The sequence below is a fragment of the Nitrospirae bacterium YQR-1 genome (genome assembly GCA_039908095.1).
In the GTDB taxonomy this organism is placed as follows: Bacteria; Nitrospirota; Thermodesulfovibrionia; order Thermodesulfovibrionales; family Magnetobacteriaceae; genus Magnetomonas.
In genome coordinates this window covers 1-22976 of sequence record JAMOBJ010000031.1, presented here as the reverse complement: position 1 = coordinate 22976, position 22976 = coordinate 1, and the positions used below count along the sequence as shown (strand labels likewise).

Genomic DNA, 22976 nt, shown 5'->3' with positions numbered 1-22976 from the left:
CCAAGTTGCAGTCATTCGATTAACTTTGTTAGCTTCGTCAAAAGCTCCTCAGCGTCTCCCCTAAAGGGGAATCCCCTGTTAAGGGGAGGTGTCGCTTTCTCCTTGCCGCCTCGTTACTCTTTTGACTGCTACTTGGTATAAAAGAGCCTGAAACTCCTCATCTTAAAAGATTAAGAACACTTTGAGGGGCGGTGTTGGCCTGCGATAAGACGGAAATGCCTGCCTGCCGGAGTATCATGGATTTTGTGAGGTTTGCCGTCTCCTGGGCAAAGTCTGCATCCATGATTCTCGATCTGGAGGACTGTGAAGCCTCTAAAACATTATCCAGATTACGAATTGCCGCCTCAAACTGGTTTGACTTAGCACCCATGGAAGCCCGAAGACTGGTCACAGAGGTTATTGCCGAATCTACAATCGCTATTGCATTCGATGCAGCAGACCTCAATCCTGTTGACTGACTGACATCATTTACCATAAATGATGCCCTGCCTGTATAAGTTATTGAGACGCTTGCTGTGTAGCTAAATGCTGAGGGATATCCGGCTCCGCTTACCCATGAGGCGTCTCCCACACCCTCTACTGCTGTTGATGTTGCAGTATGGATGTCTTTCAAATACATGATAGTACCGTCTTTTCCGCTTGATGTATAGGTGTTTCCGCCCAATACGTCTGTGTTGACCGATGGCACATTCATCGAAATTGCCGAATCACTTGCCGAATAACTTACTTTCATGGATACACTGAAGGAATCCGACAACAATCTCTTGCCGTTAAATTTTGTTTGCTCTGATATCCGTCCTATCTCTTCCACAAGTGAATTAACCTCTTTTTGCATGTAACCAACATCGGTTGAGCCGTATTGACCGCTCAATGCCTGCAAACCGAGTTCACGGATTCTCTGTAAGTTATTGGTTACCTCATCCAAAGCACCCTCTGCCGTTTGTGTAATTGACAGACCGTCGTTGGCATTTCTTACCGCTACCGTAAGCCCCCTGATTTGTGCCGTCATTCGTGTTGCTATTGCTAATCCTGCTGCATCATCCTTAGCTGAGTTGATTCTTAAGCCCGACGACAGCCTCTGCATAGCATCCTGTAGTGGTCCCTGTGTCCTGTTGAGATTACGCTGTGCATTGATTGACATTATGTTGGTATTTATAACGAATGCCATACCTACCCCCCCACCCGAAGATTTTTCTCAAATTAAAATTTTGTTATGAAAAGCTGCTTCACAAGTTTTTTTCCCCAATCCCTAAAGCAATACAATAAAAAAACCGATAATAACACTAATACAGGGTTGCGCCCCCAGCGTCGACCCCTTATACCATCTGTCACTATTGTTTAATAATTTACTCAAAAAGTCAAGTCTGTCTTGATTTTTTTTGTATTTTTATCTATCATTAATTATGGTATTAAATCAATGATTTTGTTGAGAGATTTTCTTTTAATAATGCCGGAACACTATTAAATGTTGAAAAAATTATTGATCATTTTTGTTTTTATGATGGTGTTGTTTATTCATATTTTCAAGCTGAGTGAAATTCCAAGGGGATTCTTTGTAGATGAGACTTCTATTGGAAACAACGCATATTTAATAGCAAAACATGGCTTTGACGAATACAAAATACCATATCCTTTGTTTTTCAGAGCATTCGGTGAGTACAAAAATCCTCTGTATATATACGTTAATGCAATAGTGTTCAAAGTACATGGATTTTCTGAGTTTTACCTCAGATTTACCAGCTTCTTATTTTTTTCAATATTTTTATTGGTGTTTTTCTTTTTAATTAAGAGGATTTTCCCGGACAACAAAAAAATCCTGCTATATGCCCTCATAAGTGCCGGCACGCTTCCGTGGTTTTTTATCATTTCAAGAATAGCTTTTGAGGCTGTTTCACAGTTAACTGTTATTACGCTTTTATTGTTTTTTATATATAAAACCTATGAAGAGGATTTTCTCATCAACTCAAGTAATTTGTTCTTTGCAATTGTTGCAGGCTTTTTTTTGGGGCTTTCCGTATATTCTTACACGAGCTCAAGACTCATTGCATTTCCTATGGCTGTTGCAGTTGTTTTTATCTATAGACGCCGGCGATATCTTTTACGAAACATTTCCTTTGTTCTTTCGTTTCTAATATCGCTGATACCGTATGCTGTTTTTGTTAAAAGAAATCCTGACGCTCTTACAGTCAGATTTAAAGAAACCACTTACCTCTACGATCCGGGCTTATCTTTCTTTGAAAAAACACTGCTCTTTATTAAAAATTATATTTCATTTTTCAGCCCTGAATACCTGCTTACCAAAGGGGATGTTAATCTCAGGCTTGGAATCGGAAACTTTGGCCTGATGTATGTAACGGTATTTGCTCTTTTCATTTTTTGGATTTACCTTGCTCTCAGAAAAAGGCATGTTTTTGAAAACAAATTTGTCAGACTGTTAGCAGCCTTTCTTGTCATATCACCAGTTGCCGGTGCTTTGACCTTTGAATGCCCTCAGTCCTTAAGGGGTCTCCTTATTGCGCTCTTTATGTTGATACTGTCCGCTTATGCCTTTGATGAGTTGAAACACTATAAGGCTGTAAGATTTCTATCCCCTTCAGTGTTTATCACACTAATTCTTCAGGCTGCTGTTTTTCTTTACTTGTATTTTTATGTTTATCCGCCTAAAACTGTAGAGGCTTTCATAGGATATGGGTTTAAGTATGCTTACAAAAAGGGAATTGACTATAATCCTAAAAAACTGACTCTGATTAACGACGAGTTTTTTACATATGTGCGATTTTATAAATATGTACTGGAAAAAGAAGGTGGCTACTTTAACCCGGCATTAGCCGACAAAACCAATGGAACATGCTATTTGTACTATAACAAAACCGAAAAGGCCGACAGAGCTCTGAATGAGATATGCAGCGGCACGGATTATTTGGATGACGGTCTGCCAGGCTCACGATTCAGAGTCAGATGCTGCCGGTAGGCTTTTCCTTACCGCATTGCTTATTATGGAGTAGCTACGATTTAATCGGACATAGATTTTTGGTATATATCCATTGGAATTTGTACAAGTTTTCTCTGCTTGTCGACGATAGTAGCCCCTATTGTCAAGCCCACTTTTAAGTGAAATTAAGGTACACGTTTTGACATTTTTACACCTCCATAAGTTGTGCTATACAGTATAATAGCTTTATTTGCGTCTATTATGTGCGACATGTCAATACCTATTTTCTAATAAAAAGCATTGACAAACATTAATGGACTTAATATGATAGAATTGTGGAAAAGCTTATACCGTTATCTGAGGTAAGAAAGAATTTGAATATCTCAAGGTCAACTCTTTGGAAATGGATCAAAGAGGGTAGGCTTATGTCCGTTACGTTATCAGAAAGAAAGGTGTATATTGAGGAAACGGAGCTTAACCGTTTTATAAGAGATAGCAAAAAAACACTACAATCTGTTAAGGACTGAAAAAATGGCACATAGAGCAACAACGCACACACAAGGAGAGGCTTTAAGGTATTTGGCCAATGCAAAGGAATTGCTGAGTCAATCGCCGATAGATGATAACTTTTATACAGACATTAAGCCTGTAAGAGAGGCGTTCAGCACGGCCTATTTAGCGCTACTGGAGGCCATAGATGAGGCTTTAATTAAGAGGGGGTTGATTAAAAAGAAGCTTCCTAAGTCAGCAGAGGCTTACAGGGAAGTTTTAAGAAAGGAGTTATCCGTAAACAACGGCAAGCTGATGAGGGAATTTGATTATCTCTACGACACACTTCACATAGCAGGGTACTATAGGGGCTTAATACACGAGACAGATATGGTCAAAGCAGCTTTAAAAGCTACTGAAGTGTTTATAAAGAAAGTAACCGGCTGATAATTATTTTGATAACAACTTCGTAAGTTCGAGGCAAGTGAGGACGGCTTACAAGCGAATGGAAAAACTACTATGAAAAAGATTAAAAATTGCCGTATTTAAAGACGATCTTTGCAGCGTTCAGTTAGAATTCGTCACTATATCCTTCTAGTAATATATTTTTGGATACTAAAATTTTATTAATATTGAAAATATGAATATTAAACCTTCTATATAGTGCCAAAATTTCATGAAACAAATCAGTTTTACCAAATGTTATTGACCTCCATATTGTTGGCCGATATATAGCAATTGAGGATAGAATAAAATGACAAAGATAATCTAACAATAGTTCAGAAGTCTTGTTTTCTTCTGCTGCAATATTATAAGACATATTTGCATATTTGAAATTCAACAAATACTCAAGATTCATTCTAAGTGACTGCTGAGTAAGTAAATAACGTTTAAAAGATGGGTTTATATCTGCGCCTGCGCAGATGGAACCGCAGAGCGGTGTATTCAGCTTCACAAATTAACTTGATGTACTCCTGTCCGATAAAGACCGCAAAGCGAGGATAAAACGATAACATTTAACTCTGCAAAATCAGATGCACACGAGATTCCGGGTGAGCTATTTACTGAAGCTCTACAGTCAGGTATAGACAAGAGTACTACCGACCCCAACATGACATTGGCCGATTTCGGGAAACGATTAAAAGAGACAGCCCTTATGGCCGCTATAGCGGGCCCAATACAGGGTGCAAGGGTTCATCCGTTTGTACGCAATGAGTCTCAGGGAAAGAAACCCTTGGTAGCTGACCAACCCGTTGCTCCATCCGCCCCCATACCCGTTGAAATGCCTGCTCCGAAACCACAATTTGTTGGCACACCGGAAGGGGAGAATATTCCACCAGAAGCACCACTTGGTAAGCCACCAATAACAGACATAGATTTAATGATGGCAAACTTGGCTAAAACAGGTAAATATAACCCTGACCACCTAATCAATTTAACAGATAGTCAAATACATGAATTGTATAATAAAGAAACTGGGGCATCCCCTGTTAGTCAAGCAAACGAAGCTGCTACAGAGCCCGTGTCACCCAATAGGTTAAATGGCACCGTGGAGAGCGGCGTGGTTGCCCCAGATATAACACCACTGCTACCGAAAAAACCTTTGTCAAAGCCCCTGACGGCACTTTTGATTTCGGGCATATCACTGATGACATAGCCAAAGAAGCCGACATCCCCGCCGCTCCGATAAGGCTAGAGAATGGGGATGAAAAGTATGGTAAAACTCATATCGAGACAAAGTATGGTGGAAAACGCTTAGAAGGTATTAAAAACGCCGGATACGCTGATACTGAATCGTTTATTAATGACGTAGCGTCAAACTATAACCAGATTTGGCAACAACCAAACGGCAGGTTAATGTTAGTCAAGCAAAATGGCGGCGCTAAATTAGCAGTTGTAGAGTTAGCAAAAGAAGACAATGGCAGTCATTATGGGGTTTCATCGGCTTTTATCGCACCACCTAAATATCCAGCTAATGGTGAGAGAAAGCTGATTTGGGAAAGGAGCGGAAACCCCTTCGACAAGACTGAGCCCCTTGCCCCACTTATATACCCAACACCTACAGCATCTCAGGGTGTTGAGCTTGGCGCTCGTGGCCAAAGCAACCTTCTTACTGATGATATTGTATCAAATTCCGACATGGCTGTCAATCTCCCCAAAGGTGATTCCCCTGCTACCACTATGCCGGACGGGTTCAAGGTAACGCCGGATGTCAGGAAACAGTTAGTTGATGTGGCCGGTTTGTCAAAGCAGGATGCAATGAAGTTAGCCAAAGACCCGCAGAAAGCGTGGGATACGTTACAGGCGGCAAAAGGCGCAGAAAAACCCCAGCCGACAGAACAGGCAGGGGTAACACAGCCTTTACCGGAAACGCCTCCCGCACCAGAGAAGATAGATAGAGGCCTTAAAGACTTAGGCTATGGTGATGCTGACAGAGCGGCTATGACAGACGGCCGGAAATATCATATTTACGATAACACTATTTTAAAAACACCTGTTACAAAGCATCCGGAATTTCTTTCTAATACAGAAGTAGAACAACAGGCAGCGGCAGATACCGCAAGAAAGGATGCACTATCTCTTATATCTGCACACAATATTCCCATGGATTCAAATTTAGCTCAGGACATTCTAAAGAGTCATTTAAAAACAGCATACAGAGAATCACGAGATGTTGACCCTGTTACCGGCTTTCAAGTACCTACAGCATATAAGTCAGCAACTGAGAGAGCATGGGAGAGTCATGTTAAAGATGAAAGGCAATTTGCCTATGGTGACATAGATGTTTTAAACCTTGGCGGGTTAAATAAAGCAGCGGGATCAAATGCGGCCGCAGACGTACATCTCAGTGCGATGGCGCAGATAATAAAGGATACAGTAAATAAAAGCATACCAAAAGCTCAGGTATTTCGACAGGGCGGCGATGAGTTTAGTGTATTAGCTCCTGATATTGACAAAAAACAATTGCAAATTGTGTTAGACCGTGCTAAACTGAATGTAGATGCGTATGTAAAAGAGAATGGGCTGGACACATTATACCATCCCAAACTTCACAAAGAGACTGGCACTGGGATTTATTACGGGGTTGCTAACTTTAAAGACGGTGGTAGCTTCTTTGAAGCAAAGAAAGCAGCAGATGAAATAACTGCACAGGCAAAGAGAGAGTTAGAGAAAGGAGGGGAAGATGTCACAGGAAGCAAGATTGCAGAGGCTGGGGCTATCTCATCTGATAAACAAGCCGGAAGAGTTGGACAAAGTGCTCAAGGAACGCATAGCGCAGAGCCAGAAGCGCAGCGAGGAATACGACCGGAAGCACCCGCACCTGAAGCCCAAAGAGCAATAGCAGAGGGGCAGCCCCCCTCTGAGGTATCCACAAATAAAACAACTGAAAACCAACCACCCATAACACCGCCGGAGTCCACCGGCATATCTTTTTCAATAGGCCGTGATGATGCGATATTGAAGACGCTTAAAGACAATGCCGCACCGTTTAGAGAATTAAAACTTACTCCGGAGACTTGGAAAAGCGAATTTGGGGAAAACCAAACAGTTAAAACGCCTGTCGGTGACGTGACTCTTGGTAGAAACCAATATATAAAACTAAAGGCTAAAAGCAGAGAGAAATATTTCGGGCTAATTAAGCCGACTTTAACAGACCCTTTGTATGTGGTGGAAGTCCACGACCCAAAAGAAGGAGCGGAAAGGGATACAAAGCGAATTTACATAAAACCATTTGTTGACGAAAATAAAAACACATATTTCACATCAATCACTATCCAAAAAGACGGAAAAGAAATATCTATAAGTAGCCATCCCAAAGAATCAGAGGTTTTAATTAAATCCATCAAGAAAGGTGAAGTGTTATATTCTACGTCGGCCCGTGAAATCTACACTGCTGCCCCAATGCTCCACGAACACCCACCCACGGCAGGCAGACCCCTTGATGAATCTACCTCTAATATACCACAAGAGGGCGAGTCTGTCAAGAACGATGCTATTAAAGGAAGCGGGGAGGAGACACAATTTTCTGATAGAGACAAGAGCAAGCTTGCGCTATCAGAAGAAGACAAAAAGCTTGGCAAAGTCATCTTTGGTAAAGATGGTTTTTTTGATAAAGTGCAAAAAGGTGAAGTACGAGGAAACGACTTAGTGTCTTTGATTTCTATACATGGGAATAGTCAAGAGAAAGAAATAGCAAAAGCAATGCTATTAAATCCATACATTGTCAAGCAACTTGAGCAGACCATTATACAATCAATGCCATCAACATCGCCATTTGTATTTGAATCGGGAGGTCTTCATACCTTTGGAAATCCGAACAAGATTGAGCTAAACTTTTTTGGACTTAGAGGCAAATATGGAGGCTCCTCAATTAAAAAGTTAATGACTGCCGGGTTACATGAAATTATCCACGATGCAACGTCAAAATATCTTTACATAAGTGGCGATGATACTATTTATAAAATCAGGCAAGCAATTAAAGATAACCATTTAGATGAGAGCAAGAATAAATACTATGGGATGAAGAATGACCATGAATTTTTAGCAGAAGCCTTTACAAACAAAGAATTCCAGGATTTTCTCAAGAGCATACCAGATGAAGGAGCGCCTGTAAAACAAAAGACAACCTTGTGGGATAAGTTTGTTAATTTTGTCAAAAATGCTTTAGGGTTAAAAGATTCACAGTGGAATATGCTTGATAAGGTGATTGAAGAGGGCACACGGATAATACAGAAGCAGGCAGAAAGGGAATATGATAACAGTGTTTCTTTTTCAATAAGCAAAAAAACTACTACGACGGGAATAACCGACAAAGAGATGTCCGAAATTAGAGGTAAAACCAAATCTCCTGAAGTAATTAAATTTATTGAGGAACACAGACACTCTATTGAAAAAGAGCCGGCAAGAGTAACAGGAAACTATCAGGAAGTATTTTTTAATGAGTTTGGGCTATTCGGCAAAACAACATCTGAAATAACCACGCCGATAGAAACTGTAACAATAATGAAAAAGCATTACTTAAAGCTGGCAGCACATGAAGATAAGAGTCGGAAGGATTTTGTTAATTTTATAAGGCCTACACTAGAAAGGCCGAATGATATAAGAGATGTTGATGGTGAACATACTTATATAAAAATATTTAAAGATGGTGGGATTAAACTACATGCGACAATCGTTAAAGTAAAGCCGGACGGCACGTTTTACGTTACGAATATCCCTCTTTCCAATATCAGGAGATGGGAGACAAACTTACTTAAAGGGGAGTCTATATTGCCGGATGCACTCAAAGGCAGCTTACCGGTATCAACTGCCCCGTCGGCTTCTCTGAAAGACACCATAGCCGCATCTGATATCCCCAAGCCTGCAAAAGAGGCCGTGCCTTCCTCTCCAGACAATTATATTTTACCACAGCCAACCGAGTCTGTCAATACGGGGCTCTCCAGAGCCGACATTCTCAGGGCTAATAGGGATAAAGTTGTTGTTGCGTGGAGTCGTGCACTAAACGCATTAGGGAATAACAAGTATCTCCACATTGATGCTGGCTTAGACTTGCCTGAAACATTAACAAAAGAGACTATGACGGAAGCACAAAAAGAAGGGTTGCGGGCACACGGGCTTGAGCCTGACGAATTGACGGATAAAGAGCTTGCGGAACTCAGCGTCCACGGCAGCACTCAGGTTTTTAAACTTAACGAGAAACAAGCCATTGCAGTTGTTAAACTTGCAATCAGCGATAATCCTGACGTTAACACTATCAGGACGGCTTATCACGAAATAGGACACGTGGTTGAGAAAACCCTTCTGACCGATAAGGAAAGAGCTATCCTTGAGAACAAATACAGCAAGGGCGATAAAGACTGGCAGGAAAACTACGCCGATGGATTTGCTAAATATGCAGACGAAAAACTTAACGGCGCCAGACCAAAAACCTTGATACCTGAACCGGTCAGGAAAATCTTTAATAAAATCCTCGATTTCTTTGAAAGCATTGGTAATTACCTGAGAGGACAGGGCTTTAAAAACCATACGGACATATTTAATGATGTGCTCTCAGGTAAAATGGCCGACAGGGAATTAAATATTGCTGATGATAACTCTGAAAGAAACGTAAGGATAACTGGAATTAGCGATAAGGTATTTAGCGATAAACTATGGCAGGCACGGAAAGAGGCTAAACAATGGGCTAAAGAGAACTTGCAGAAGAAAGAATTCATTAATGAAGATACAGGATGGAAAATCCAGATAAACAGAGCTGGAATTGAAAAAGCGTTAAGTGGTGAACGTTCGTTAGAACATATTGAGGCAATAAGAGCTATCCCTGAACTGTTAGAAAATGCTGTATTGCACGAAAGCCGAGCAGATAGGTACTCTGACCCAAACATTAAAAGCATACATAGGTTTTATGCTCCCTTAGAAATATCAGGAAAACTTTACAGAGCAAAGCTTACAGTAAAAGAAACCAACGAAGGAAAGCGTTTTTATGACCATAGCCTTACAGAAATAGAAAAGCCTGCTGCGGGTCGAGCTTTGCGCACGGACGATACCTTTTCAGGCAGCGCGCCTCGTACGGGGCAACAGGCTTCTACTATTAGTTTAAATGATTTACTTAAAGATGTCAAGACACCCGGAGGGGATAACCTGTCTTTCTCTTTAGGCCAGCCGAAAGAAGACGAAACGATTAAAGATAAATACGACAGCATCAAGAGCAACATTAGGGCAATCGGCAAGGATATACAATCAATATTTGCGCCGTCCACAATGTCTGATGCTGCAAAGGTAACGGCAGGCACTTTAAGGAATTGGTTAGCGGAGTACACAAGAAAGACAGTTATTTCAGGTAAAGCCTTAAAAACGTACAGAGACCATATGAACACTCTTAGCAGCGAAGAACGGGTTGATTTTATTAACGCTACAGAAAGAGGGAAGTTTCAGGAAATATCACCACTGATGAGACAAGGCGTAATTGCATTTAACAAAATGTTTGCCGGCCGGAGAGATTATCTCTGCCTGCTTATTTAAAAGATGTTATCCACTGGTCAGAAAAACCGCTGACCACGGCAGGCAACAAAGCGCATCCGTTAATATCTCTGATAGTTGAAATGTTAAAGAATAAAGATTTTTATGGCGCTAAAATAATCAATGAGGATGATCCATTTTACAAGAAAGGCGCTGACTTACTTTTACATGCTGCCGCCTCCGGAGTGCCGTTTGGGATAAGAGGAATGATTAGGGAAAATAAACTTAGCGGTGAGGTAACCGTGAAATCGTTGTTGCCATTTATTGGCATAACACCGGCGCCTGCAGAGTTTGTACGCTCTAAGGCAGAAAATGTGATGAGTGAAATCATGTCACAGAAAGTGCCGATAGGCGGCCGCACATCAGAGCAACAGGGCAGGGCAGACAATGAAAAGAGGCTACAGCGTCAGCTATTTATGGACCCGACTAAAGGTCATGATATGGTTGTAAGTGCTCTCAAAGAGGGCACGATAACGCCTAAAGAAGCAATGGATATGGTGAGAAACAGCAGGCTAACACAGCTTCAGAGCGGGTTTAAACATCTCAGTATAATTGAGGCTTTAAAGGTGTATGAAGCGGCAAACAATGAGGAAAAGAAAACCCTAAGACAGTTGCTTGCGCAAAAGTCAGTTACAAGCATTCCATTGAAAGACAGACGGGAAGTTATTGAGCGGAAAAGACAGGCGTTGACGATGTAAACAGGGGGAGAGTATGACAAGCCTCTTGCAATTCTTTTGCTTTTATGGTAAGTTAAGAACATGGCAACAACGATAGACACCTTAAAGATATACGAGCGGTTGAAAGACGCTGAGCTCAGTGAAAAGGCTGCTAAAGAGATTGCCGAGGTTATTAAAGAAACAACTGATTTTTCCTCTGGAATGAAAACAGAGATAAAAGAGGAATTATCTAAAGATTTGGCTACCGAGGGCAATTTGCAATTAGTAGAAACAAGACTTTCAGGCGAAATAACAAAGGTGGAAACAAGGCTTTCAGGCGAAATGAAGGTTCTCAAAAGCGATTTAGAATGGAAAATGAAGCTGTATTTCCTCGTTCTTGCCTTTCTTATCATTCTGTCTAATCCCCGTGCGTTAGATTTAATCTCCAAACTCTTAGGTATCGTCAAGTAACTCCTATGAACGAAACTATTATAGAAACTGAAAAGCCCCCTGAAATCACTGACCAACAGGGATACATTGAGCGGATAGATGAAACACTGCGCAGCCTGTCTATTGAACGCTTGAAAGAAGTGTCTGACTTTGCGGCATACCTTGCTGATAAAGAACGCAGGCATAAAGAGTTTGTTGAGGAAACGCTTAGATTTGAACAAGAAGAAGGTTATACGTTTGATACGGTGGAAGAGGCTATGGAATTCATTAAAAATTGGAAAGAATAGTTTGCCTAAGTTGAATTTCAAAAAGCCTTTCGTCCGGCAAGCGTCTAAAATTACTAAAAACTCACAGCCCCTTACTGCAAAGTTATCAAAAACCTTAGAGACATTACGGGATAATCCTTTCACCCCATCGCTTAAAACACATGCCCTCTCAGGTAACTTCAGCGGCAGGTACTCCTGTTCGGTAACCCCAGACATCCGCATAGTATTTGAACTATCCGAGGACACTGTTCATCTCCTCAACATCGGCTCTCACTACGAGGTTTATTAAAAGGGGGCATTAGCGCCCCCCGCTCTTATACATACAGCCGTCATCAGTGAACTAATTCCCCGACTTCCTGCATACACCGCTCTACAGACCAATGCGGGTCTCTGAAATCTTTTACCTTAACCGGCGGTTTTTGGCCTAACAGCAGCGATGCTTTTGCTATAGCCATCTGTCCGATAGTTCCGGGTATCTTCCCATGAGCGCTAAAGGCTTTCATAAACAGGTTTATCGCCTCTATGTTAAACTTAGCCTCTCCATGTATCCACTTAACCACCGCCACATCTCCCTCCAACCATATCTCCATAAACTTAGGGTCAGGCTTCTCTTTCTCAAGGGCTTTGACTTTTTCCTCAAGCTCTTTATTGCGTTTCTTTAGCGCTTCGGTCTCGACAACAAGCGAGTCCGGGTTCTTCTGTATCGTCAGCGTCTTAACCGTAAAGTAACTATTAACCAGCGCTCGTTGGATTTTCCATGATAGTTCGTCTGTGAAGCTCTTTACGAGGAGCAGGTAGCCGGATTCGGTTAGGAAAATCATTGAACCCCTGTGACCACCTCGTTTGTGAGTGTCAAACTTTTGGCTAGGAGGAAAACTCTTTACCATACTTTTCCATTCTTGGTAGGGAACATTGAAATAATCCTCGTTTTCGTTAAAGCGTGCCTTGTTTGTTGTGAAGTTTTTCTCTGCTGTGCCGGTTTTCCTTTCGTGTAATTCGTTAATTGTTTGAAGAGTTATAACGGGTTTACTTTTGTAGATAATTTGGGTAACTTCTTTGCCCTCGATTTTGAGGGTGGCGGATAGATTAGACATATTGTGCCTCCAATGTTGCGAACGCTTTGGACATTAAAAATGCCCGGGCTCTGTTCCTGTCCATTGGAAGACAGCCCATAGCCTCACGACTACGGGGAACCCGGGCACGATAAAATGCCTGTAAAACTAAAAATCCCATTAAGGCATGGGCAGCCTCCAATACACTGCGAACGCCACTAAGATAGCACGGGGAAGCGGGGGTTGTCAAGTATTGCAAATATTTTTCAGATGTGTTATCTTTTAAGTGATGAGCACACGACTTAGAAATATACTTAGAGGGATGGGGAGCGTGCTTGATATATGCCCAAACACTGATTACAGCAAGTATTTGCCAAAAAGAAAGACTTCTTCTCAAGAATTTGGCTCTTTCCAAACAGATGCTGAGAACCTTCGCAATGATTGGGTAAAAGTTGGTGATGCTTTGCGTCATGCGATGAGTATTGTTAATGTCGAAAAAGAATAAAGACAGCCAGCTAAATATCAGCAATCCTTTACCTCCAGTCAAGACAGCGCAATATTTAGCCCATACAGGCCCCATTCCTGACCCTGTTACTTTGCAAGGATATGAAAGGATTATCCCAGGACTTGCTGAACGAATCGTGAAAATGGCAGAAGACGAGGTTAAGCACAGACATAAGATAGACGATGACGAGCAAAAACATAGACATAAGATAGATAATGACTTTTTATCTTTGAATAGAGACTCTTTCAATATAGAATCAAAAGAACGAAAACTTGGGCAAATATTTGGAATTATAATTGGCTTAGCCGGATTAATCGCATCTGTAATCTGCGTTTCATTTAATGCCCAAACTACAGCTTCAATTATTGGTGGCACTACTGTTGTAGGGCTCGTTACTGTTTTCGTTGTCGGTGAAAAACTTAAATCATCCAAACAAAGCAACGACCATGAATAAGTGGCTGTCATGTTCCGCTTATTAGGGCTTTTTAAGTAATTAAACATGTGCCGCCTCCTTTACGCCTTTGGTGTCGGCAAGCGTAGGTAATACCTTGCTGAGGAGCTGCGTTAGGTACTCAATCCATAGCGCCGGTGTATGTCAAGAGAGTTGACAGCCTGCTCAAACTTTTTTTACTATAAAACAGTAAGAGCAAGGAGGCAGCCATGAGTGTGATAACGATACCAAGGGCGTTAAGAGAGAAGTTAGGGGATGAGGCTACTGACAGCCTTGTCAAGGTTATCAATGATGCTGAATTAAATTCTCGTAAGGATTTGGCTACTAAAGAAGACATATTTAAACTAAGTGAACGCATGACTAAGATAGAAGGCGAACTAACTCTTATCAAATGGATGATGGGGATAATGCTTGCCGGTGTCATATCTCTTGTCATGAAAGCATTTTTCATGCACTGAGTTACAGAGATTATGAGTATGAGCGAAAGTGTTATATTTGATACTAAAATCGCCTCCCTACAATGTCCTACGTTGAGCTATTTATAGGATTCATTTCTATCCACTTATAAAGGCTTGTAGGCAATCCTGTGGGCTTTGGTGGCATACTGTATAAATATTAACACAACCGTATGCATGGAAGCATTAAGCGGAGATAGTTGATGTTTTTAAATAGTGCTTAACAAGTTTTCAACAAAATTACATGCCAAATTCTTGATTGATTAAAAAAGCCTTATCACTTTCCCGCCTTCAGAGCCATCATTTGTGCTTTAAGTGACCGGAGGGAATTCATAAAGTCCAAAACCGGTACGGGTTTATTATCGTTGTAATCACCAACAACCCTATAGGTTTTATCACTAACGGGAAAATTAAAAGCGATATGACCGGTGCTGCCGTGGGGTATAAGCTCCGGCTTAATACCTCTGTAATTCAAGTAAGCCGATAAATTAATGTCATTGACGGGGATTTTCTGTACACTTTCTTTTGCCATTTAATACCTCTCATTTCAATTCATGATTCCGGTTAAAAAACCAGAATTTGATTTTAACACAAAAAGTTTTTTATTACATTAGAAAGTTAGAGGGTGTACGAAGTTTCTAAAATTGGGGAATTACAAACTTATAGGGGGTGCTAAAACAAACTTATAGGGGGTGGTAAGTTTGTAAGATTTATTCTTTATTGTTAAGGAGTTACATAATTTTTAGTCTGCTTAATAATATCTTTTTATTCCGCCATTAATCAGCTCTAACGCTTTTTTATAGTAATTTTCTATATTTTTCTCATCAAGTACTTTCTGAATTAATTGTATGCAAACTGTCTGCATTTTGCATACAATTTTGACATTGTTTTATAGTTTTTGACGATTATTGACACATAGCTGTTTTCCAAAAAGTCGAGGTTTATTAACAGTAAAATTTACCTCAATAAGTGCTTTTTACTCATGACGACAGCATGACGACAAACGCTTAAAAATCGAGAGCAGAGCTAATCATAAAAGCATATTTAAGTCATTGGTGTACAAAGGATTTTTTGAGAGCCGGGGAAGGGATTTGAACCCTCGACCTGCTGATTACGAATCAGCTGCACTGCCACTGTGCTACCCCGGCAATAGAAACTTGTAACACTAATTTTAAACGACACTATAGTAACATAATAACTCGCTTATAGAAAGTACCCTGATGTTTTTTTGAGAATATTCAGTCTTCTTAGAAATAATTTAAGATTTTTGTTTATTTGTGCTTGACAATTATTTGTCTGTGTGGTAATTTACCGTTGGCTTGGTATTTTTTTATTTCAAAAACTTATAAGGTGGAGAGATAATACGTGGTAGAATTTAACGCGTGGTTTCTTGTACTGGTAGCCAATTTTGTCATTTTGGCTATCATCTTAAACTCAGTATTGTTTAAACCGCTTATCTTCCTATTCAAAGAACGGCAGCGAATAAGGGACGATTCCACCTATGAGGTAAAAGCCCTGACAGAAAAAAGAGACAGAGCGTTTGCCCTTTTAAAAGAGGAAATGGCGGCAGCCTCGGAAAAAGCTAAAGAGGAATTCACAAGACTCAGAAAAGAAGGACTTGTTATCCAGAGTGAAATGCTCTCAAAGGCTCATACTGAAGCTCTGGAGAGGCTCAACAACGCCATGAAAGAAATCTCCACCGAGGCACGACAAGCCAGGGAAAAACTACAGAGTGTCATCACTGTGCTTTCCGCAACTATTGTCAACAAACTAATGTATGACCACATAAAGGAAAGCTAAGTTTGATAAAATCACTTGTATATCTATTTACTATATGCTCTGTTCTTATCGAGGCAACTACCGGTTACGCCTCTGAAGAGGCGGCACACACAACTAATTGGTTTTGGATGATTGTTAATTTTGCTGTTTTCCTTTCCGTTATCATCTTCTTCTTAAAAAAGCCTCTGTCTGAGTACTTTACGGAGCGGACCAGGTTAATTGAGAAAACTCTGGAGGAAGCTAAAGAAACAAAAATACTCGCTCAAAAAGCCCTCGATGAAATAGAGAAACAATTGAAGCTCAAGGACAGCGAAATCGAGCGGATTATCAACGTTGCACGCATGTCCGGTGAGGCTGAAAAAGAAAAATTAATCGAAAATGCTAAACGCATGACTGATAAAATCAGGGAAATAACAGAGCAAAATATCACTTTTGAAAAGAGGAAGGCTATTGCCGACATAAAGGAAGACGCAGTGAAAAGCGCTATGGAAATGGCACAGAGCACTATAAAAGAGCAGATTACCGCTCAAATTAGCGAGAAACTCTTCAACGATGCTGTTGAGCAAATCGGCGGTAAAAATTGAAAATCAATAGCAAAGTAGCTAAGAGATTCGCTAAAGCCCTGCTTGATTCTATTGGGCTTGAAAAAGTTGAAAAAGCTCTCTATGATTTGGATTCTTTTAATAAAGTGCTGCTCTCCGACTCCACTGTAATATCAATATTTACTAATCCTGCTTTTGATTCTGAGGAGCGTTTAAAGGCAGTATCTGTTATCTCGGAAAAACTGAAAATCACGGAAGTAGTTCAGAAATTCATCAGGAATCTGACCCAGAAAAATTATATTACCGGACTCGCTTTAATTATAGAAATCCTCAGAACTATTTACATGGATAAAACAAAAAAAGGTGTAGTAACTGTAATAACCCCCTTACCGATTGATAAAATAAAGGAAGAAAAGTTGAAAAATGCCCTGTATAAGCGTTTAAATAAAAAGGTTGAAATCGCCTGTATGACAGATGAATCTATATTGGGCGGACTAGTTATAAAGGTAGACGGCTATGTGCTAGACACCAGCATTAAGGGCCAGTTGAGGCTTTTAAAAGAAGCTCTATCGAAGGAGTAGCAAAATGCAAATTAATGTTGAAGAGATTAGTGAGTCTATAAAAAAGGGGATTTACGGATTTGAGGAAAAAATAGATGTAAGCGAAATAGGAACCGTTATTAGCGTCGGAGACGGTATTGCAAAAATATATGGTCTTACAAATGTTATGGCCGGTGAGTTGTTGAGTTTTCCAAGCGGTATTTACGGAATGACGTTAAATCTCGAGAGTGACTCCGTCGGGGCGGTTTTATTCGGTGATTCAAACCGTGTTAAAGAAACTGAGGTGGTCAAACGTACCGGACGCATTATGGACGTACCCGTCGGTGATGCTCTGCTGGGAAGGGTCGTTAATGCCATCGGAATGCCTATAGACGGTAAGGGGCCTATTAACACCACTGAAAGAAGACAGGTTGATGTTATTGCCCCAGGAATTGTCGAAAGAAAACCGGTACATGAACCCATGCAGACAGGTATCAAGGCTATAGATGCCATGATTCCAATTGGCCGCGGACAGAGAGAACTTATCATAGGAGACCGCCAGACAGGCAAGACCTCCATCGCCGTAGATGCTATTATAAACCAAAAAGACTCCGGCGTCCTTTGTATATATGTGGCGGTCGGACAGAAAAATGCAAACGTTGTCCGGGTTGCAAAAAAACTGGAAGAATACGGTGCACTTGACCATACAATTATAGTTAATGCAACAGCAAGCGAGCCCGCCCCGCTGCAATACCTTGCTCCATACACAGGCTGTGCCATGGGTGAGTATTTCAGGGATAAGGGGAAACACGCTCTTATTATATATGATGACCTTAGCAAGCAGGCTGTTGCATACAGGCAGTTATCCCTTCTGCTTAGGCGCCCTCCGGGCCGTGAAGCGTTTCCAGGTGACGTCTTCTTCTTACACTCAAGGCTGCTTGAAAGAGCTTGTAAACTTTCCGACGATCTAGGGGCTGGCTCCCTTACGGCACTGCCAATCATTGAAACACAGGCAGGAGACGTATCAGCATTTATTCCGACAAATGTTATCTCCATTACAGACGGACAGATTTACCTTGAGCCGGACCTCTTCTACGCAGGCATAAGGCCTGCTGTTAATGTCGGCCTCTCAGTCAGCCGTGTCGGAAGCGCTGCTCAAACAAAAGCTATGAAACAGGTAGCCGGTACTCTAAGACTTGACTTGGCCCAGTTCAGGGAACTTGCCGCTTTTGCACAGTTTGGCACAGACCTTGATAAGTCCACCTTAGCGCAGATAGAACGTGGCAAGAGAATGGTTGAAATACTCAAACAAAACCAATTTCTACCAATGCCGTTTGAAGAACAGGTTCTTGTACTTTTTGCCGGCACTCAGGGTTATGTTGATGATGTTGCGGTAGCTCAGATCAGGGAGTTTGAGGCTGCTCTGCTTTCATTCATAAAATCTCAAAAACCTGCTCTGTTAAAAGAAATTGCAGATAAAAAGGCTATAGATGATGAGGTTAAACGAAATCTCGGTGAAGCGCTTAAAGAATTTAAACAAAACTTTGTTATAAACAATTAACTATAAATGGGAAATTTAAGAGAAATAAGAACTCGTATAGAGTCGGTTAAGAGCACCGGCAAGATTACAAGAGCTATGCAGATGATTTCTGCATCTAAGCTGAGAAAAGCCCAAACCGCCATGCTTGCCACCAGACCCTACAACGCGGAACTGGATAACCTTATCACTCAGATTTTATCTAACGTGCAGAAAGAGGGATATCCCCTTTTAAATGCAAGGCCGCGGAAAAAAGTGGAAATAATGCTGCTTACCAGCGACAGAGGGCTCTGCGGCGCATTTAACACTAATGTTATCAGAGAAACCACACTTCTCTTAAGGGAGCTTTCAGTACAAAAAATAGATGCCACCGTCTTAGCTATGGGGAAAAAGGCAAGAGACGGTTTACGCCGGTTTGATATTAAACCCCGGCAGACATGGGTTGATTTCTACAAAAATGTTGTTTTTGGAGATGTGAAAAAAATAGCGGATGAGATAATCGAAAGATTTATTAATGAAGAAACAGATGAGTTCGTGCTTGTTTATAACGAGTTTAAATCCATGTTGTCACAGTCTGTAAAGATTGTCAGAATGCTGCCTATTCAAACTGCCGACAGTACAGCGGCAGATTCAACCACACCACAGGTTATCTCAAAGTATCTATATGAGCCCTCGGAGGCTGAGGTTTTAAAAAGCCTGCTTCCCAAGTATGTGGAAACTCAGCTTTTTAAAGCAATTTTAGAGTCCCGGGTGTCGGAGGAAGCGGCAAGAATGATGGCTATGGAAAATGCAACTAAAAACACCAAAGAGCTTCTGACAGCCCTTACTCTTCAATATAACAAGGCACGCCAGGCGTCCATCACATCCGAGCTTATGGATATTGTCGGCGGTGCGGAAGCTATAAGTAAATAATAAGTTCAGGAGGATATATAGATGAAACAGGGAAAGGTGGCGCAGGTAATTGGGGCGGTTGTTGATATAGAATTTGACGGACCTTTGCCCGAAATCCTCAACGCACTACTGGTACAAAGACCGTCGGACCCGGAAAAGAACTTAGCGGAGATAAATTTAACTCTTGAGGTGGCTTCCCACATAGGTGACAACATGGTTAGAACCATAGCTATGTCCTCTACTGACGGCCTTGTAAGAGGAATGACAGCTATTGACACCGGACAGCCGATTACAGTGCCGGTTGGAAATGAAATGTTGGGACGAATAATAAATGTGGTAGGCGACCCGATAGACAGACTCGGCCCGGTAAACACTGAAGAGCGGTGGTCAATCCACAGAGAGGCTCCGTCTTTTGTTGAGCAAGAACCTACAACACAGGTGTTTGAAACAGGGGTTAAGGTTTTTGACCTCATGATTCCATTTGTCAGGGGTGGAAAGGTTGGAATGTTCGGTGGCGCCGGCGTTGGTAAGACTGTTGTTATTATGGAGATGATACATAACATAGCTATGGTACACGGTGGTGTTTCCGTGTTTGCCGGCGTTGGGGAAAGAACCAGAGAAGGAAACGATCTCTACCGCGAGATGAAAGAATCCGGTGTCATCAATAAAGCAGCACTTGTTTACGGACAGATGAATGAGCCCCCGGGAGCAAGACTCAGAGTTGCTCTGACAGCCCTTACCACTGCGGAGTATTTCAGAGAGCAGGGGCAGGACGTTTTATTATTTATAGATAATATATTCAGATTTACACTGGCTGGTGCGGAAGTTTCCGCCCTCTTAGGCAGAATGCCCTCCGCTGTTGGATACCAGCCGAATCTTGCTACCGATATGGGTGAGTTGCAGGAGAGAATCACAACCACTAAGAAGGGCTCTATCACCTCAATGCAGGCAATATATGTCCCTGCCGATGACCTTACCGACCCTGCTGTTGCTACGGCATTTACGCACCTGGACGCTACCGTTGTTTTATCAAGAAAGATCGCCGAGCTTGGTATATATCCTGCTGTTGATCCGCTTGACTCTACATCAAGAATTTTAGACCCCCTTGTTCTGGGTGAGGAACACTACGCTACAGCAAGACGTGTTCAGATGATTCTGCAGCGATACAAGGAGCTTCAGGACATTATTGCAATCCTTGGTATGGAGGAGTTATCGGAAAATGACAAAATAACCGTTTCACGTGCAAGAAAACTTCAGAGGTTTTTAAGCCAGCCCTTCCATGTGGCTGAGACTTTTACCGGCACACCAGGGAAATATGTGAAACTCTTTGACACTATAAAAGGCTTTAACGCCATTGCCGAAGGGGAATATGATGACATGCCTGAGCAGGCTTTCTGGATGGTTGGAACAATAGAAGAGGCTGAGGAGAAAGCAAAATCTCTTGGTTGGTTAAGGGGCTGATAGTGGAAGAGGGAAAGCTCACACTAAAGATTATAACTCCTGAGGGGTTTACTATAACCGAGCAGGTTGACGAGATTGTCGCTCCCGGCACAGAGGGAGAGTTCGGGGTACTTTACGGTCATACCCACTTTATCACAACGCTGGCTACCGGTTTACTTACCTACAGAGTGGGTAAGGCAATTAAGAAAATACAAATAGCATCGGCATACGCAAAGGTGGAACCTGAAAGCGTCCTAATACTTTCCGACAGTGCCGGTTACATTGAATAAGCAAACAAGCTTTCAATGAAACAACCTGAATTGCTTGCTCCGGCAGGGAATTTAGAGAAGCTCAATGTTGCACTGCACTACGGGGCGGATGCTGTTTATTTTGGTTTATCAGAGCTCAGTCTAAGGGCAAAGTCCGGCAATTTTTCACAAGAGCAGCTTCAAAAAGCCATCGAATTAACCCACGCTGCAGGTAAAAAAGCATACGTCACCATAAACATTTTTCCGCACAACAGAGATATTGGCTTAATAACAGAACATATCAGATTTTTGGCAGCCTCAGCTCCCGATGCTGTAATAATTTCCGATCCGGGAGTGTTTGAACTGATTTCAAAACATGCACCTCAGGTACAGATACATATCAGCACTCAGGCCAATATAACCAATTACAATAGCGCTGAATTTTGGCAGCGGCTGGGAGCCTCAAGGCTTGTGCTTTCAAGGGAGTTATCTATAGAGGAAATCTCAGAGATAAGAGAGCATGTCGCCATTGAACTGGAGTGTTTTGTACATGGCTCCATATGTATATCCTACTCCGGAAGATGTTATATGAGCAGTTTTTTAGCAAATCGCTCCGCCAACAGTGGGCTTTGTACCAACTCATGCAGGTGGCGGTATGCACTTATGGAGGAAAAGCGCCCGGGCGAGTACTTTCCCGTCTATGAAGATGACAGCGGTGCTTACATGCTTAGCTCAAAGGATTTATGTATGCTTCCATATCTGGATAAACTCTGCAAGGCAGGCATTAACTGCTTTAAAATTGAGGGCAGAATTAAAGGCATAAACTATCTTGCCGCAGTAACCGGAGTTTACAGAGAGGCAATTGATACACTCTCAGCTGACTCCTACAAGGTAAAAGAGCGCTGGATGCAAACACTTGCAATGTCCTCAAACAGGGGGTTTACAACCGGCATGTTTTTAGGGCCCCAGCCCCAGAGTGATTATAACCATAACGAGACTGAAATCTACAAAGCAACCCACACTCTGGTAGGCGTAATTAAAGCACTTAACAGCAACGGTACAGGCATGGTTTCACTGAGAAACAATTTAAAAGTCGGGGATACCCTTATATGCCAAACCATAAATCATCAAAATCCCGAATTTGAGATAACACACATAAAAGACACGGATGGAAATGAAATAATCTCCGCTCATAACGAACAATCAGTCGTTATCCCACTTCCTCCCGCCGCTGCTGTAAGCGATATAATCCGCCGCAGCGTGTGAGTAATAAAGATAATGGGAGAAGGATATTTAAGGAAGGCGCTGCCTTCCCTAATACCCATCCGCAAGGGGAAATGATTTCCCCTTGACCCCTCAGAGCTGTTTTCAGGGTACAACCTCTCCGAAACGAAATCTGGTAGGACATAACTGCGAGGATGGTACTAATAAGTTTGCATATTAACAGAAAATTATAAATTTACGGGGGATGGTGTTATGTCACCATCCCTCAATCACTACAGAAGGACTTATATTACAAAAAATATCAGGTAATCGTACATTTCATAATCGACCCAGCTGGTAAGCACCGTCTTTGTTTATACACTCCTTGTCAAAACCCCCCTCAGTTCATCCAGTGAATTGGCTTTCTTGATAAGATTCTTGAGCTCTTCCAATTTATCCACAGTATTTATAACTCTAACCATATTCATCAGCTCAAGTCCGGTTAAACCAAATTTGAGCTCAAG

General features: G+C 41.7%; 23 protein-coding genes and 1 tRNA gene. 20 read left to right on the top strand and 4 right to left on the bottom strand.

Features of this window, described 5'->3' with window-relative positions:
* Window positions 1–157: 157 nt before the first annotated feature.
* On the bottom strand, window positions 158–1168 hold the full coding sequence (locus H7844_12975; GenBank protein ID MEO5358192.1) for a flagellin FliC: 1011 nt from the start codon (window positions 1166–1168) through the stop codon (window positions 158–160).
* A 297-nt stretch (window positions 1169–1465) separates the two neighbouring features.
* Between H7844_12975 and H7844_12970 the strand changes: the two genes are divergently transcribed.
* The 9 genes from H7844_12970 to H7844_12930 all read left to right on the top strand — a co-directional run bounded on the left by H7844_12970 (window position 1466) and on the right by H7844_12930 (window position 12099).
* Window positions 1466–2971 (top strand): glycosyltransferase family 39 protein, encoded by a 1506-nt coding sequence (locus H7844_12970; protein ID MEO5358191.1) that lies wholly within the window; start codon window positions 1466–1468, stop codon window positions 2969–2971.
* A 296-nt stretch (window positions 2972–3267) separates the two neighbouring features.
* A complete protein-coding gene (locus tag H7844_12965; protein MEO5358190.1) occupies window positions 3268–3459 on the top strand; it encodes a helix-turn-helix domain-containing protein in 192 nt (63 codons plus the stop codon).
* Window positions 3460–3463: 4 nt separating this feature from the next.
* On the top strand, window positions 3464–3868 hold the full coding sequence (locus tag H7844_12960) for a DUF5618 family protein (GenBank protein MEO5358189.1): 405 nt from the start codon (window positions 3464–3466) through the stop codon (window positions 3866–3868).
* Between the two features lie 664 nt (window positions 3869–4532).
* A complete protein-coding gene (locus H7844_12955; GenBank protein ID MEO5358188.1) occupies window positions 4533–5078 on the top strand; it encodes a hypothetical protein in 546 nt (181 codons plus the stop codon).
* Window positions 5079–5278: 200 nt separating this feature from the next.
* Window positions 5279–10441 (top strand): PBECR2 nuclease fold domain-containing protein, encoded by a 5163-nt coding sequence (locus tag H7844_12950; GenBank protein ID MEO5358187.1) that lies wholly within the window; start codon window positions 5279–5281, stop codon window positions 10439–10441.
* Between the two features lie 80 nt (window positions 10442–10521).
* Window positions 10522–11136 carry a hypothetical protein gene (locus tag H7844_12945; GenBank protein ID MEO5358186.1) on the top strand — a complete coding sequence of 205 codons (615 nt, stop codon included), beginning with the start codon at window positions 10522–10524 and terminating at the stop codon, window positions 11134–11136.
* Between the two features lie 60 nt (window positions 11137–11196).
* On the top strand, window positions 11197–11565 hold the full coding sequence (locus H7844_12940) for a hypothetical protein (protein ID MEO5358185.1): 369 nt from the start codon (window positions 11197–11199) through the stop codon (window positions 11563–11565).
* 5 nt (window positions 11566–11570) lie between these two features.
* Complete coding sequence (locus tag H7844_12935; GenBank protein ID MEO5358184.1) at window positions 11571–11831, top strand: hypothetical protein; 261 nt, start codon at window positions 11571–11573, stop codon at window positions 11829–11831.
* Between the two features lies 1 nt (window position 11832).
* Window positions 11833–12099: a type II toxin-antitoxin system mRNA interferase toxin, RelE/StbE family gene (locus tag H7844_12930; GenBank protein MEO5358183.1), complete on the top strand. Its 267-nt coding sequence runs from the start codon at window positions 11833–11835 to the stop codon at window positions 12097–12099.
* Between the two features lie 43 nt (window positions 12100–12142).
* Here the strand turns inward: H7844_12930 and H7844_12925 are convergent, their stop codons facing one another.
* Window positions 12143–12904 (bottom strand): ORF6N domain-containing protein, encoded by a 762-nt coding sequence (locus H7844_12925; protein ID MEO5358182.1) that lies wholly within the window; start codon window positions 12902–12904, stop codon window positions 12143–12145.
* Window positions 12905–13184: 280 nt separating this feature from the next.
* Here H7844_12925 and H7844_12920 point away from each other — a divergent pair, with 280 nt between their 5' ends.
* From H7844_12920 to H7844_12910, 3 genes are all read left to right on the top strand, one after another.
* Window positions 13185–13367: a hypothetical protein gene (locus H7844_12920; GenBank protein ID MEO5358181.1), complete on the top strand. Its 183-nt coding sequence runs from the start codon at window positions 13185–13187 to the stop codon at window positions 13365–13367.
* Window positions 13351–13821: a DUF2335 domain-containing protein gene (locus tag H7844_12915; protein MEO5358180.1), complete on the top strand. Its 471-nt coding sequence runs from the start codon at window positions 13351–13353 to the stop codon at window positions 13819–13821. Before H7844_12920 ends, H7844_12915 begins: the two co-directional genes overlap by 17 nt.
* Before the next feature lie 206 nt (window positions 13822–14027).
* Entirely contained in the window at window positions 14028–14276 is a 249-nt protein-coding gene (locus H7844_12910; protein ID MEO5358179.1) for a hypothetical protein, read from the top strand.
* Window positions 14277–14550: 274 nt separating this feature from the next.
* Here the strand turns inward: H7844_12910 and H7844_12905 are convergent, their stop codons facing one another.
* Both H7844_12905 and H7844_12900 read right to left on the bottom strand, forming a co-directional pair.
* Complete coding sequence (locus H7844_12905) at window positions 14551–14805, bottom strand: DUF5659 domain-containing protein (GenBank protein MEO5358178.1); 255 nt, start codon at window positions 14803–14805, stop codon at window positions 14551–14553.
* Window positions 14806–15349: 544 nt separating this feature from the next.
* Window positions 15350–15421, bottom strand: a tRNA-Thr gene (locus tag H7844_12900).
* Between the two features lie 217 nt (window positions 15422–15638).
* Here H7844_12900 and H7844_12895 point away from each other — a divergent pair.
* The 8 genes from H7844_12895 to H7844_12860 are packed head-to-tail and all read left to right on the top strand — an operon-like array spanning window position 15639 to window position 22515.
* A complete protein-coding gene (locus tag H7844_12895; GenBank protein MEO5358177.1) occupies window positions 15639–16073 on the top strand; it encodes a hypothetical protein in 435 nt (144 codons plus the stop codon).
* A 2-nt stretch (window positions 16074–16075) separates the two neighbouring features.
* Entirely contained in the window at window positions 16076–16636 is a 561-nt protein-coding gene (locus tag H7844_12890; protein ID MEO5358176.1) for an ATP synthase F0 subunit B, read from the top strand.
* Window positions 16633–17175 (top strand): ATP synthase F1 subunit delta, encoded by a 543-nt coding sequence (gene atpH, locus H7844_12885; GenBank protein MEO5358175.1) that lies wholly within the window; start codon window positions 16633–16635, stop codon window positions 17173–17175. The genes H7844_12890 and atpH overlap by 4 nt, the downstream gene beginning before the upstream one ends.
* A gap of 4 nt (window positions 17176–17179) precedes the next feature.
* Window positions 17180–18694: a F0F1 ATP synthase subunit alpha gene (atpA, locus tag H7844_12880; GenBank protein MEO5358174.1), complete on the top strand. Its 1515-nt coding sequence runs from the start codon at window positions 17180–17182 to the stop codon at window positions 18692–18694.
* Window positions 18695–18700: 6 nt separating this feature from the next.
* A complete protein-coding gene (gene atpG / locus H7844_12875) occupies window positions 18701–19582 on the top strand; it encodes an ATP synthase F1 subunit gamma (protein ID MEO5358173.1) in 882 nt (293 codons plus the stop codon).
* A gap of 21 nt (window positions 19583–19603) precedes the next feature.
* A complete protein-coding gene (gene atpD / locus H7844_12870) occupies window positions 19604–21022 on the top strand; it encodes a F0F1 ATP synthase subunit beta (protein ID MEO5358172.1) in 1419 nt (472 codons plus the stop codon).
* 2 nt (window positions 21023–21024) lie between these two features.
* On the top strand, window positions 21025–21291 hold the full coding sequence (locus H7844_12865) for a hypothetical protein (GenBank protein MEO5358171.1): 267 nt from the start codon (window positions 21025–21027) through the stop codon (window positions 21289–21291).
* A 15-nt stretch (window positions 21292–21306) separates the two neighbouring features.
* On the top strand, window positions 21307–22515 hold the full coding sequence (locus H7844_12860; GenBank protein MEO5358170.1) for a U32 family peptidase: 1209 nt from the start codon (window positions 21307–21309) through the stop codon (window positions 22513–22515).
* The last annotated feature ends 461 nt before the right edge of the window (window positions 22516–22976 follow it).